We start from the raw sequence: 13121 nt of genomic DNA on the forward strand, positions 1-13121 counted from the left end.
CCCGGGTCGCCGCCCGCCGCGGTCGGGGSGGGGGCGGGGGAGCGGGCTGCCACGGGTAGGTGGGGTGGGAGGGGACGTACGCGTCGCGGTTCGGGGTGGGGGGACACGGGTTCCGGTGCGGGGGCGTCGGCGGGTCCCATGGGGCGGGGTCCCACGGGGAGGGGTCCCGTGGTGATGGATACGGGTCGTAGGACATCCCGTGCTCCTTGCAGGCTCGGTCCGTGTGGGGACGGCAGGGAGTTGGGGGGTGGGGAGAACGAGCCACGCACGCTACTCGCGCGTACGGTCCTGCGCCGCGTTTTGGCCAAACTGATCGGTCGGTATGTGATGTCCGGACCGTCCGTGGGTCGAACGAGGGGTGTTACCCGCGTTAACCCGGGCTTCTGTTGTGTGTCTGTGTCTGTGTCAGTGGCTGTGCCCGTCGCAGGGTGGGAGGTGCCGGCGGACGTAGCTCGTCCCGGGGCGGCCGCCGATCGTGATGTCCCGCACGGGCGTGAAGCCGTTGCGGGTGAGGACGGCCATCGACGCGAGGTTGTCCGACGTGGTGACCGCGGTCAACGTCGTGAGGCCGTACGGCCGCGCCGCCAGACGGCAGACCTGGGCCACCGCTGCCGTCGCCACACCGCGGCCCGCCGCGTGTTCCCCCACGCGGTAGCCGAGTTCGGCCGAGCCGTCCGCGACGTCGATCAGGTTCACCCGGCCGACGACACTCCCGTCCTCGTCCAGGACGACATGGAAGTGGCAGATGCCCGCCTCCTGTTCGGCCAGGAGTGAGGCGTGGCGGGCGGCGAAGCCGGACGGCGTGAAGTACGCGTCCCCCCGGTCCGGTACCGAGCGGGCGAAGTAGGCGCGGTTGTCGTGCTCGAAGGCCAGCAGTGCGGGCGCGTGCTCCGCGCGGAGGCGTTCCAGGATCGGCATGCCGGAACGGTATGCGGGAACCGCTCCCGGAGCATCGGGGTTTCACGGCTTGACCCTGACGCGGCGGGAGGGTGGAGGCTGAGTGGGCCGTCGGGAGGAGGCAACCCTGAGAAGTGCTCCGCCTGTCGGGGGAGAGCCCTTAGGGGTACCTCCGTACTACGGCTCGGGGAGGGTTCGTACCGACGGATGACGAGACGGGGCGGGGCGGTCCTTAATCTGGCTTTACGCCGCTGGGGGGCGGCAAGGCACACCACCGGGGGTGGGGTTTTCCTCAGGAGAAGACTGCGCCGGGCACCAGGGCGCACGATCCTCCCCGCCGCCAGACTGAACCACGTCGAACGAACACGCACGAAGCGGCCGTCGGGCACGACGGCGGTCGCGCCGGGCACCGCTGTCCTCATTGCTTACCGACATAGGAGAATTACCGTGACATCGGCTGTGACCATTCCCAGGCACGGGGGTACTGGAGGGCGTACGGCCGTTGCCGCGCGGGCGCGGCAGGTCGTGAAGGCGTACGGGGCCGGTGAGACCCGCGTCGTCGCGCTCGACCACGTCGACGTGGACATCGCCCGCGGCCAGTTCACCGCGATCATGGGCCCCTCGGGGTCCGGCAAGTCCACGCTGATGCACTGCCTGGCCGGGCTCGACACCGTGACCAGCGGGCAGATCCATCTGGACGAGACCGAGATCACCGGCCTGAAGGACAAGAAGCTCACGCAGCTGCGCCGGGACCGGATCGGTTTCATCTTCCAGGCGTTCAACCTGCTGCCGACGCTGAACGCGCTCGAGAACATCACGCTGCCCATGGACATCGCCGGCCGCAAGCCCGACCAGGAGTGGCTGGACCGGGTCGTGGAGACCGTGGGGCTCGCCGGGCGGCTGAAGCACCGGCCCACCCAGCTGTCCGGCGGTCAGCAGCAGCGCGTCGCCGTGGCGCGGGCACTGGCGGCCCGGCCCGAGATCATCTTCGGTGACGAGCCGACCGGAAACCTCGACTCACGCGCCGGCGCCGAGGTCCTCGGCTTCCTGCGCCGCTCGGTCGACGACCTGGGCCAGACCATCGTGATGGTCACCCACGACCCGGTCGCCGCCTCCTACGCGGACCGTGTGCTGTACCTCGCCGACGGCCGCATCGTCGACGAGATGCACCAGCCGACGGCCGAACAGGTCCTGGACCGGATGAAGGACTTCGACGCCCGGGGGCGCACGTCATGACCGTGCTGAAGACCTCGATGCGCAACTTCCTCGCGCACAAGGGGCGGATGGCGCTGTCGGCGGTGGCGGTGCTGCTGTCCGTGGCGTTCGTGTGCGGGACCCTCGTGTTCACCGACACGATGTCCACGACGTTCGACAAACTGTTCGCGGCCACGGCGTCGGACGTCACGGTCAGCGCCAAGGACGCCTCCGACGACGGCGAGACGACCTCCGACAACGGCAAGCCGCCGGTCATCCCGGCCTCGGTGCTCGCCGAGGTGCGGAAGGTGGACGGGGTGGAGTCGGCCGAGGGGGCGCTGCACTCCACCTCGCTGACCGTCGTCGACGGCGCCAAGGAGAGCCTCTCGCCCACCAGCGGCGGCCCGACCATCGTCGGCAACTGGACCGCCAACGACGCCCGCACCATGAAGATCACCTCCGGTGCGGCGCCCGAAGGCCCCGACCAGATCCTGGTCGACACCGACACCGCCGACAAGCACGGCCTGGAGCTCGGTGACGAGATCGGCGTGATCAGCGTGGTCGGCACGCACACCGCGAAGATCTCCGGCATCGCCGACTTCACCGTCACCAACCCCGGTGCCGCGATCTTCTTCCTGGACACGAAGACCGCCCAGCAGGCCCTGCTCGGCGAGAGCGACGTCTTCACCAACGTCAACGCCACGGCCGCCGACGGCGTCAGCCACGCGCAGCTGAAGAAGAACGTCCTCGCCGCGCTGGGCGGCGACTACAAGGTGCTGACCGCGAAGGAGAGCGCGGAGGCGGGCCAGAAGGACGTCGAGGGCTTCATGAGCGTCCTGAAGTACGCGATGCTCGGCTTCGCCGGGATCGCGTTCCTCGTCGGCATCTTCCTGATCATCAACACCTTCTCCATGCTGGTCGCCCAGCGCACCCGGGAGATCGGCCTGATGCGGGCCATCGGCTCCTCCCGCAAGCAGGTCAACCGCTCGGTGCTGATCGAGGCGCTGCTCCTCGGCGTCGTCGGTTCGGTGCTCGGTGTGGGCGCGGGCGTCGGCCTCGCCGTCGGGCTGATGAAGCTCATGGGCATGGCGGGCATGGAACTGTCCACGGACGACCTCACCGTCGCCTGGACGACTCCGGCGATCGGACTGCTCCTCGGTGTCCTCGTCACCGTCCTGGCCGCCTATCTGCCGGCCCGGCGGGCCGGCAAGATCTCCCCGATGGCCGCACTGCGTGACGCGGGTGCCCCCGCGGACGCCAGGGCCGGCTGGATCCGGGGCGGCGTCGGCACGCTGCTGACCGCGGTCGGCGCGTTCGCCCTGTATCTCGCGGGGTCCGCGGAGAAGGCCGCGGAGGGCTCGATGTGGCTGGGCCTCGGTGTGGTGCTGTCGCTGATCGGCTTCGTCCTCATCGGTCCGCTGCTCGCCGGCGGGGTGGTCCGTGTCCTCGGCGTCGTCGTGCTGCGGGTCTTCGGCCCCGTGGGGCGGATGGCCGAGCGCAACGCCCTGCGCAACCCGCGCCGCACCGGTGCCACGGGCGCCGCGCTGATGATCGGGCTCGCCCTGGTGGCGTGCCTGTCGGTGGTCGGCTCCTCCATGGTGGCCTCGGCGACCGACGAGCTGGACAAGAGCGTCGGCACGGACTTCATCATCCAGTCCGACAGCGGCCAGCTGATCACTCCGCAGGCCGTGGAGGCCGTGAAGAACGCCCCGCAGGTGGAGCGGGTCACCGAGTACAAGTGGACCGAGGCCGACTTCACCACGCCCGACGGCAAGACGCTCAAGAACACGTCGATCTCGGCGGCCGACCCGACGTACGCCACCGACCTGCGGGTCGAGACGGTCGAGGGGCAGCTCGCGGACGCCTACCGGCCCGACTCGATGTCCGTCCACGAGAAGTTCGCCGAGGACCACGGCATCGGCCTCGGATCGAAGATCGACATCGCGTTCAAGGACGGGTCGACCGCCGGCCTGACCGTCCGGGCGATCACCAGCAGCGACGCCGTGGTCGACGCGGGTGCGATGTACACGTCGATCGACACCATGGCCAAGTACGTCCCGGCCGACAGGATGCCGCTGGACATGCTGCTCTTCGTCTCGGCGAAGGACGGCCAGCAGGACGCCGCGTACACGGCGCTGAAGGAATCACTGCACGACTACCCGCAGTACACCGTGCGCGACCAGACCGACTACAAGGAAGCGCTCAAGGACCAGATCGGCCAGCTGCTGAACATGATCTACGGTCTGCTGGCCCTGGCGATCGTCGTCGCGATCCTGGGTGTGGTCAACACCCTGGCCCTGTCGGTGGTCGAGCGGACGAGGGAGATCGGCCTGATGCGGGCCATCGGCCTCTCGCGCCGCCAGCTGCGCCGGATGATCCGCCTGGAGTCGGTCGTCATCGCCCTCTTCGGTGCCCTGCTGGGCCTGGGGCTGGGCATGGGCTGGGGTGCCACCGCCCAGCAGCTCCTCGCGCTGGAGGGCCTGAAGGTCCTCGAGATCCCGTGGCCGACGATCATCGGTGTGTTCATCGGCTCGGCGTTCGTGGGACTGTTCGCGGCCCTGATCCCGGCGTTCCGGGCGGGCCGGATGAACGTCCTGAACGCGATCGCCACCGAATAGCAACCGCCCGGCCACCGCACACGGGGGCAGCGGGGGAGCGCCCGGCGCCGGGAAGTCCTGAGGGACTTCCCGGCGCCGGGCCCGTCGGTTCCCGGACTTCCGGCCGACCGGCTCGGGCGGTGGGCCGGCACCGGGCGTTGTCCACAGGCTTCCGGTGTCCGCGGGCGCGGCGTCGTACGCTGGACACCCCCGGCCCGCGGCGCGTGTCGGGCCTGTCGTGTTGCACACCCCGGATGGAAGCGCCTCGAATGAGCTTGCACGGTCTGCTGGACGCCGTCGTCAAGGACACCGCCCTCGCGGAAGCGATCTCGGCGGCCGCCGACGGCAACCGGATGTACGTCGACCTGGTCGGCCCCCCGGCCGCCCGCCCCTTCGCGGTCGCGGCCCTGGCCCGGGACACCGGCCGTACCGTGCTGGCCGTGACGGCGACCGGTCGTGAGGCGGAGGACCTGGCGGCGGCCCTGCGCTCCGTCCTCCCGCCGGAGGGGGTCGTGGAGTACCCGTCCTGGGAGACGCTGCCGCACGAGCGGCTCAGCCCCCGCAGCGACACCGTCGGACGCCGCCTGGCGGTCCTGCGCCGGCTGGCCCACCCCCGGTCGGACGACCCCGAGACCGGTCCCGTCTCCGTCGTCGTCGCGCCCGTGCGTTCCGTGCTCCAGCCACAGGTCAAAGGCCTGGGCGAGCTGGAGCCCGTCGCGCTGAGGACGGGACAGACCGCCGACCTGAACGAGGTCGTCGAGGCGCTCGCCGCCGCCGCGTACGCGCGCGTGGAGCTGGTCGAGAAGCGCGGCGAGTTCGCGGTGCGCGGCGGCATCCTCGACGTGTTCCCGCCCACCGAGGAGCACCCCCTGCGCGTCGAGTTCTGGGGCGACGACGTCGAGGAGATCCGCTACTTCAAGGTCGCCGACCAGCGCTCCCTGGAGATCGCCGACCACGGCCTGTGGGCCCCGCCCTGCCGGGAGCTGCTGCTCACCGACGACGTGCGGGAACGCGCACGGGTCCTCGCCGAACAGCACCCCGAGCTGGGCGAGCTGCTCGGCAGGATCGCCGAGGGGATCGCGGTCGAGGGCATGGAGTCCCTGGCCCCCGTCCTCGTCGACGACATGGAGCTGCTGCTGGACGTGCTGCCCGAGGGTGCCATGGCCGTCGTCTGTGACCCGGAGCGGGTGCGCACGCGAGCGGCCGACCTGGTGGCGACCTCGCAGGAGTTCCTGCAGGCGTCCTGGGCGGCCACCGCCGGAGGAGGAGAGGCGCCCATCGACGTCGGCGCGGCCTCCCTGTGGTCCCTCGCGGACGTCCGTGAGCGGGCGCGCGAGCTGGACATGATGTGGTGGTCGGTGTCGCCGTTCGCCGCCGACGAACAGCTGGACGGAGACACCCTCAAGCTCGGCATGCACGCCCCCGAGACCTACCGCGGGGACACCGCGCGGGCGCTCGCCGACACCAAGGGCTGGCTCGCCGACGGCTGGCGCACGGTGTTCGTCACCGAGGGCCACGGCTCGGCCTCCCGCACGGTGGAGGTGCTGGGCGGCGAGGGCATCGCGGCCCGACTGGAGGCGGACCTGGGCGCGATCGCCCCGTCCGTCGTGCACGTCGCCTGCGGCTGCATCGACCACGGCTTCGTCGACCCGGCGCTCAAGCTCGCCGTGCTCACCGAGACCGACCTGACCGGCCAGAAGGCGTCCGGCCGCGAGGGCGCCCGGATGCCGGCCCGGCGCCGCAAGACCATCGACCCGCTCACCCTGGAGCCGGGCGACCACATCGTCCACGAGCAGCACGGCGTCGGCCGCTACATCGAGATGGTGCAGCGCACCGTGCAGGGCGCGACCCGCGAGTACCTGGTGGTGGAGTACGCCCCCGCCAAGCGCGGCCAGCCCGGCGACCGCCTCTACATCCCCACCGACCAGTTGGAGCAGATCACCAAGTACGTCGGCGGCGAGGCACCCACCCTGCACCGGCTCGGCGGCGCCGACTGGACCAAGACGAAGGCGCGGGCGAAGAAGGCCGTCAAGGAGATCGCCGCCGACCTGATCAAGCTGTACAGCGCGCGCATGGCGGCACCCGGGCACGCCTTCGGCGGCGACACGCCCTGGCAGCGCGAGCTGGAGGACGCCTTCCCGTACGCGGAGACGCCCGACCAGCTGACCACGATCGCCGAGGTCAAGGAGGACATGGAGAAGTCGGTCCCGATGGACCGGCTGATCTGCGGCGACGTCGGCTACGGCAAGACGGAGATCGCGGTGCGCGCCGCGTTCAAGGCCGTCCAGGACGGCAAGCAGGTCGCCGTCCTCGTCCCCACCACGCTGCTGGTGCAGCAGCACTTCGGGACGTTCGGCGACCGGTACGCACAGTTCCCGGTGAACGTGCGGGCGCTGTCCCGGTTCCAGACCGACACGGAGGCGAAGGCGGTCCTGGAGGGCCTGCAGGAGGGGTCGGTGGACGTCGTCATCGGCACCCACCGGCTGTTCTCCTCCGAGACCAAGTTCAAGGACCTGGGCCTGGTCATCGTCGACGAGGAGCAGCGCTTCGGCGTCGAGCACAAGGAGCAGCTGAAGAAGCTGCGCGCCAACGTCGACGTGCTGACCATGTCCGCCACCCCCATCCCGCGCACCCTGGAGATGGCGGTCACCGGCATCCGTGAGATGTCGACGATCACCACGCCGCCGGAGGAGCGCCACCCGGTGCTCACCTTCGTCGGTCCCTACGAGGAGAAGCAGATCGGCGCGGCCGTCCGCCGTGAACTGCTGCGGGAGGGGCAGGTCTTCTACATCCACAACCGGGTCGAGTCGATCGACCGTGCGGCGGCCCGGCTGCGGGACATCGTGCCCGAGGCGCGGATCGCGACCGCGCACGGGCAGATGTCGGAGTCGGCGCTGGAGCAGGTCGTCGTCGACTTCTGGGAGAAGAAGTACGACGTGCTGGTGTCGACGACGATCGTCGAGTCCGGCATCGACATCTCCAACGCCAACACCCTGATCGTGGAGCGCGGTGACAACTTCGGCCTCAGCCAGCTGCACCAGCTGCGCGGCCGGGTGGGACGAGGCCGCGAGCGCGGTTACGCCTACTTCCTGTACCCGCCGGAGAAGCCGCTGACGGAGACCGCGCACGAGCGGCTCGCGACGATCGCCCAGCACACCGAGATGGGCGCGGGCATGTACGTGGCGATGAAGGACCTGGAGATCCGCGGCGCCGGAAACCTGCTCGGCGGCGAGCAGTCCGGCCACATCGCGGGCGTCGGCTTCGACCTGTACGTCCGGATGGTCGGCGAGGCCGTCGCGGACTACCGGCGCCAGTTGGAGACCGGCGAGATCCAGGAGGAGCCGCCGCTCGAGGTCAAGATCGAGCTGCCCGTCGACGCGCACGTCCCGCACGACTACGCGCCCGGCGAGCGGCTGCGCCTCCAGGCGTACCGGGCGATCGCCTCCGCCAACTCGGAGGAGGACGTCAAGGGGGTGCGCGAGGAACTCGTCGACCGCTACGGCAAGTTGCCGGAGCCGGTGGAGAACCTGCTGCTGGTGGCGGGCCTGCGCATGCTGGCACGCGCGTGCGGCGTCGGGGAGATCGTCCTGCAGGGCAACAACATCCGGTTCGCCCCGGTGGAGTTGCGCGAGTCCCAGGAACTGCGCCTCAAGCGGCTCTACCCCGGCACGGTCCTCAAGCCGGCCGCCCACCAGGTGCTGGTGCCCCGGCCGAAGACGGCGAAGGTGGGCGGAAAGCCGTTGGTCGGCCGGGAGTTGCTGGCGTGGGTCGGGGAGTTCCTGACGTCGATCCTGGGGTCGTGACCGCAAAGCCCCGCCGGCCGGCCCGGATGCGCGGGGCACGCGAGGTACACGGGGCATGAACGAAGCCGCCCACGGCAGGGGATGCCGTGGGCGGCTTCCGGTCCGGACTCGGGCCTACGGCTGATCGGGGCGGTCGCGCTTCATGCCGAGCCGCTCCTCGGCCTGCTGCTGCCCGGCGTCGATCTGGTCCTCGTACTTTCCGCCGGTCCGCTCGTTGAGCTTCTTCTCGGCGGCGTCGGAGGCTTTCCTGGCCTTCTCCTGTGCCGACCTGTTGCTCTTGAACTTGTCGAAGATGCCCATCCGGAACTCCTTCCGAGGGTGACTCAGCACCGACCCTACGCGCGACGTGCGGGTAATGCCCCTTTTGCGGGGATGAGGTCTGGACCTCTCGCTGGCTACGGTGGGACCCGATGCGATACCGGCCGTTCGGGGGCGGGTAGGAAGAACGTACAGAACAGCAAGGGAGGGGCACCGTGGCGCGGTACTCGACGTGGGACGGGGCACGACGTGCGGGGCGGGCCGGACGGGTGCGACGGGGCGGCGGGCCGGGGCTTTCGCGCCGTACGGGGACCGCGATGGCGGCGCTGGCCGCCGTGACGCTCCTCGCCGGCTGCGAGGGTGGGGTGGACACCGGTTCCCCCGCCGGGGACAGCCCGGCGGCAGTGGACGGACGCGCCGTCAGCCCCCTGGACAACCCGGACGGCACCGAGCCGGGCCTCGCACCGCTGACCGGGGAGGCGGACCGGGCGGCGGCCGTCGACCTCATAGAGAAGGTGACCACCAAGGGCCGCGGACCGAAGACGGGTTACGACCGCGACGAGTTCGGCTACGCCTGGAAGGACACCGCCGACGGCGTGCCCCTCGCGCGAAACGGCTGCGACACACGGAACGACCTCCTCCAGCGCGACGGGCAGGAGGTGCGCTTCCGCTCCGGTTCCACCTGCGTGGTGGTGGCCATGACCCTGGCCGACCCGTACACCGGCAAGACCATCGAGTGGCGCAAGGAGAACGCGTCCGAGGTCCAGATAGACCACGTGGTCCCGCTCTCCTACAGCTGGCAGATGGGCTCCTCCCGCTGGTCGAAGGAGAAACGGGAGCAGCTGGCGAACGACACCCTCAACCTCATCCCGGTCGAGGGCCGCGCCAACTCCGCCAAGAGCGACTCCGGGCCCGCGTCCTGGCTCCCGCCGAACAAGCGCGTGCGGTGCGCGTACGCGGTCCGCTTCGCCCAGGTCGCCGTCAAGTACGAGATGCCGGTGACCACGGCCGACAAGCGCATGATGCTGGAGCAGTGCGGCGGCTGACCGCCGCACGGTGAGGGGCGGCGAAGCGATCGGTACGACAACGGTTCGGTACAACCCGGACCGGTTGTCCCCGGTGGCCTATACGCTCGGACTCCCACCCGGGTTCCGCCCCGCGCGGACTCATCCCGTCCCATCGGCTACACCGGTTCAGGAGCAGTCATGTACGGCCACGGCGTGGCACCGCCCACCCGCAGCACGGCAACGGTCATCACCTTGCGCGTGCTGTTCGTCGCCGCCGGTTTCCTGTCCTGCGGGCTGCTGGCCTGCGCGCCGCTGTTCCGGGTCGCGCTCCTGCGGGGACGCGTCGCCGACTGGGTGGCGGCCTGGGCGAGCCTGCCCGTGTCCATCGTCCTGCTGATGGTGATCGGTTCGTTGCCGGAGACGGACACCCGTACCGACGTCGCCCTGGCCGGGCTCCTGCTCCTCGGCACCGGCGCCGCCGCGTACTACCTGACCGTGGACATCCGCTTCCACCACAGGTTGCGCCAGTACGGGGTGCACGGCCCGCCGTCGCCCCACGCCACGACGATGCACGCGTCGGGCACCGGTGCCCCCTCCCCGTACGGCTACCCGCAGCCCGCTTCGCCGTACGCGCCCACACCCGTACCGCGGCCCCAGGCGCAGATGCCCGGGACACCCGGGCCGTCCGCACCGCATACCGCGCCCGGACCGCACCACCCCGCGCCGTCCACCCCCGTGCCCCCGGTGCCGCAGCAGCGTCCCGGGCAGCCGGCCCGGATCGACAGGGTGCGCGCCGAACTCGACGAGCTCAGCGACTACCTGCGCAGGAGCGACGGGCACGAGGGCGGCGACCAGGGTCACGGCCACGGCCACGGCCACGGTGGACGGTGAGTGTGACGGCGGCGCGTGTCATCGCAGGCCGCTATGAACTGTCCACGCTCATCGGGCAGGGCGGCATGGGACAGGTCTGGACGGCCTACGACAAGCGGCTGGACCGGCGGGTGGCGGTGAAACTGCTGCGCCCGGACAAGGTGGCCGGGCAGGAGGCCGACGAACTGCGCCGCCGCTTCGTGCGCGAGTGCCGGGTGACCGCCCAGGTCGACCACCCGGGCCTGGTCACCGTGCACGACGCGGGCAGCGCGGGCGAGGAACTGTTCCTCGTCATGCAGTACGTCGACGGCGCCGACCTCGGCGACCACCTCGCCGAGCACAACCCGTACCCGTGGCAGTGGGCGGTGGCGGTGGCCGCGCAGCTGTGTGCCGCGCTGAGCGCGGTGCACGCCGTGCCGATCGTCCACCGCGACCTCAAGCCGCGCAACGTGATGGTGAAGCAGGACGGCACGGTCACCGTGCTCGACCTGGGGGTCGCCTCCGTGATGGACAGCGACACCACCCGCCTGACCCACACCGGTTCGCCCATCGGCTCGCCCGCCTACATGGCCCCCGAGCAGGCGATGGGCGGCGCGGTCGGCCCGTACACGGACCTGTACGCACTCGGTGTGCTGCTGCACGAACTGCTCAGCGGCGACGTGCCCTTCGCGGGCTCGACGGCGCTCGGTGTGCTGCACCGGCACCTCTACGAGGCACCGCGGCCGGTGCGGCAGATCCGCCAGGAGGTCCCCGAGGCCCTGGAGGCGCTGGTGCTGCGCCTGCTCGCCAAGGACCCGCAGCACCGCCCCGCCTCCGCCCAGGAGGTCTACGAGCACCTGACACTGCTGCTGCCGTCGCGGGGCACGCCCACCGGGGAACCCCTCGACCCCACGCGCCCCTTCCTGCGCCCGCACGCCCCCTGGCCGGACCTCGCGCGCACGCCCGCGCCCCAACCCGCCCCCGCCACACCGCCCGGACCCGTCGCGGAGAAGGCCGATGTCGCCGCCGCCGTGGACGAGGTCAAGCGACTGCTCGGCGAGGGCCGCATCACCCAGGCCGTGGACATCCTCGGCGGGATCCTGCCGGTCGCCGCGGAACAGCACGGCGAGCGTTCCCCGGTCGTGCGCACCCTGCGCAAGCAGTACGCGGCCACCCTCCTGGACGACGGCCAGTACCGGCGCGCGCTGCCCGAACTGCGCCGCCTCGCCTCCGAACGCGCCGCCGAGGCGGGCCAGGCCGACCCGGAGTCCCTGCGCCACCGCTACGAGGCCGCCCAGTGCCTGGAGCAGCTCGGCGACCCGGTGGCGGCGCTCGCCGAGTACCGGGCACTGCTGCCGTACTACGAGAACCGGTACGTGGCCGCGGGCGACCCGCAGCTCGCCCACGACGTCCGCCGCCGCATCGGCCACCTCCTGCTCGCCCTCGGCGACCGCCCCGCCGCACACGAGACCCTGCTCCGGCTGCTGCATGACGTGGAGCGCTCCCAGGGACCCGGCCACCCGCTCGCCGCCGACATCCGCCGGACGCTGGGCTGGCTGGGGCAGATGCGCGGATGACCTGATCGAAGCGGTCCGAAGCAGCCCGAAGCGGGCTGAAGCGGATCGAGGCGGGCCAGAGCCGGCCAGGGGGTCTGATCCGGGTGCGGCCGGGTCGGTGAGGGCGCGACGGTGCCGGAAGTCCCGGTGAATCGTTGGTCGAATGGGTTGGCCAGAGCCCGGCCGCTGCCTACTATCGATCACCGCAGGACTTTGTGCACCGCCGCACAAGCTCTCCTCAGGAGGTTTCCTTGCACCGCCGTCGTCGCACCGCGCTCCTCCTCACCGCCGCCCTCACGGCAGCGGCCCCCCTGCTCACCGCCTGCGGGAACGACGCGCATCCCGGCGCGGCGGCCGTCGTGGGCGGCCAGCGGATCACGGTGTCGCAGCTGGAGAACCGGGTCGGCGAGATCCGCGCGGCCCAGCAGGAGGCGGTGCCGGACGCGCAGTACGAGCAGGTCATCGCCCGCACCGGCAGCCTCACCCGCGACACCCTGCACGGCATGGTCCTGGACCGTGTGCTGGAGCGCGCCGCGCGCGACGCCGGGGTGACCGTCAGCCCCAAGGAGGTCCAGGGGATGCGGGCCGGCCTGGAGCAGCAGGCCGGCGGAGCCGAGGCGCTGGAGACGGCCTGGCTGCAGCAGTACGGCATCCCGCCGCAGCGCCTCGACGACAATCTCCGTCTCCAGGTGCAGGCGCAGAAGCTCGCCCAGCGGCTCGGCACCGACACCAGCCGCCCGGAGTTCTGGCAGGCCCTGTCCGAGGCGAGCAGGAAGCTCGACGTCGACCTCAACCCGCGGTACGGCACCTGGGACGACGAGAAGAGCAGCCGTGTCGACGCCAAAACCCCGTGGGTCCGGGACGTCACGGTGGACGGAACCCAGCCGATCGCCTGACGCGCCGGGCATACCGTCACACCGAGCCGGTCCCCCTGTGGACGACTTTCGGGGGCCGGCGGCG

At 71.4% G+C, this 13121-nt stretch carries 9 protein-coding genes; 7 read left to right on the plus strand and 2 right to left on the minus strand.

Features of this window, described 5'->3' with window-relative positions:
- Nucleotides 1-405 precede the first annotated feature (405 nt).
- Nucleotides 406-918 carry a GNAT family N-acetyltransferase gene (locus tag DIZ27_RS34985; protein WP_109382438.1) on the minus strand — a complete coding sequence of 171 codons (513 nt, stop codon included), beginning with the start codon at nucleotides 916-918 and terminating at the stop codon, nucleotides 406-408.
- A gap of 426 nt (nucleotides 919-1344) precedes the next feature.
- Between DIZ27_RS34985 and DIZ27_RS34990 the strand changes: the two genes are divergently transcribed.
- The 3 genes from DIZ27_RS34990 (at nucleotide 1345) to mfd (ending at nucleotide 8491) form a co-directional block, all read left to right on the plus strand.
- Nucleotides 1345-2133, plus strand: coding sequence for an ABC transporter ATP-binding protein (locus DIZ27_RS34990; RefSeq protein ID WP_109382439.1), 789 nt, complete (start codon nucleotides 1345-1347; stop codon nucleotides 2131-2133).
- Nucleotides 2130-4709, plus strand: coding sequence for an ABC transporter permease (locus DIZ27_RS34995; protein WP_109382440.1), 2580 nt, complete (start codon nucleotides 2130-2132; stop codon nucleotides 4707-4709). Before DIZ27_RS34990 ends, DIZ27_RS34995 begins: the two co-directional genes overlap by 4 nt.
- 248 nt (nucleotides 4710-4957) lie before the next feature.
- Nucleotides 4958-8491: a transcription-repair coupling factor gene (mfd, locus tag DIZ27_RS35000; protein ID WP_109382441.1), complete on the plus strand. Its 3534-nt coding sequence runs from the start codon at nucleotides 4958-4960 to the stop codon at nucleotides 8489-8491.
- Between the two features lie 114 nt (nucleotides 8492-8605).
- Here mfd and DIZ27_RS35005 read toward each other — a convergent pair whose 3' ends face one another.
- A complete protein-coding gene (locus tag DIZ27_RS35005; RefSeq protein ID WP_109382442.1) occupies nucleotides 8606-8791 on the minus strand; it encodes an antitoxin in 186 nt (61 codons plus the stop codon).
- A gap of 275 nt (nucleotides 8792-9066) precedes the next feature.
- On the opposite strand from DIZ27_RS35005, the gene DIZ27_RS35010 reads away from it, so the two are divergent.
- The 4 genes from DIZ27_RS35010 to DIZ27_RS35025 all read left to right on the plus strand — a co-directional run bounded on the left by DIZ27_RS35010 (nucleotide 9067) and on the right by DIZ27_RS35025 (nucleotide 13057).
- Nucleotides 9067-9795: an HNH endonuclease family protein gene (locus DIZ27_RS35010; RefSeq protein ID WP_109382443.1), complete on the plus strand. Its 729-nt coding sequence runs from the start codon at nucleotides 9067-9069 to the stop codon at nucleotides 9793-9795.
- 159 nt (nucleotides 9796-9954) lie between these two features.
- Nucleotides 9955-10647, plus strand: coding sequence for a hypothetical protein (locus DIZ27_RS35015; RefSeq protein ID WP_109382444.1), 693 nt, complete (start codon nucleotides 9955-9957; stop codon nucleotides 10645-10647).
- 38 nt (nucleotides 10648-10685) lie between these two features.
- A complete protein-coding gene (locus DIZ27_RS35020) occupies nucleotides 10686-12182 on the plus strand; it encodes a serine/threonine-protein kinase (RefSeq protein WP_258308683.1) in 1497 nt (498 codons plus the stop codon).
- Between the two features lie 230 nt (nucleotides 12183-12412).
- On the plus strand, nucleotides 12413-13057 hold the full coding sequence (locus tag DIZ27_RS35025) for a SurA N-terminal domain-containing protein (protein WP_109382446.1): 645 nt from the start codon (nucleotides 12413-12415) through the stop codon (nucleotides 13055-13057).
- Nucleotides 13058-13121: the final 64 nt, after the last annotated feature.

The organism is Streptomyces sp. NWU339, assembly GCF_003143855.1.
Lineage (GTDB): Bacteria > Actinomycetota > Actinomycetes > Streptomycetales > Streptomycetaceae > Streptomyces.

Bases quoted from the DNA above. Each gene is read 5' to 3' on its own strand.
- DIZ27_RS35015 (WP_109382444.1), top strand. From the start codon at position 9,955: ATGTACGGCCACGGCGTGGCACCGCCCACCCGCAGCACGGCAACGGTC.
- DIZ27_RS35010 (WP_109382443.1), top strand. From the start codon at position 9,067: ATGGCGGCGCTGGCCGCCGTGACGCTCCTCGCCGGCTGCGAGGGTGGG.
- DIZ27_RS34985 (WP_109382438.1), bottom strand. From the start codon at position 918: ATGCCGATCCTGGAACGCCTCCGCGCGGAGCACGCGCCCGCACTGCTG.
- DIZ27_RS34995 (WP_109382440.1), top strand. From the start codon at position 2,130: ATGACCGTGCTGAAGACCTCGATGCGCAACTTCCTCGCGCACAAGGGG.
- mfd (WP_109382441.1), top strand. From the start codon at position 4,958: ATGAGCTTGCACGGTCTGCTGGACGCCGTCGTCAAGGACACCGCCCTC.
- DIZ27_RS35005 (WP_109382442.1), bottom strand. From the start codon at position 8,791: ATGGGCATCTTCGACAAGTTCAAGAGCAACAGGTCGGCACAGGAGAAG.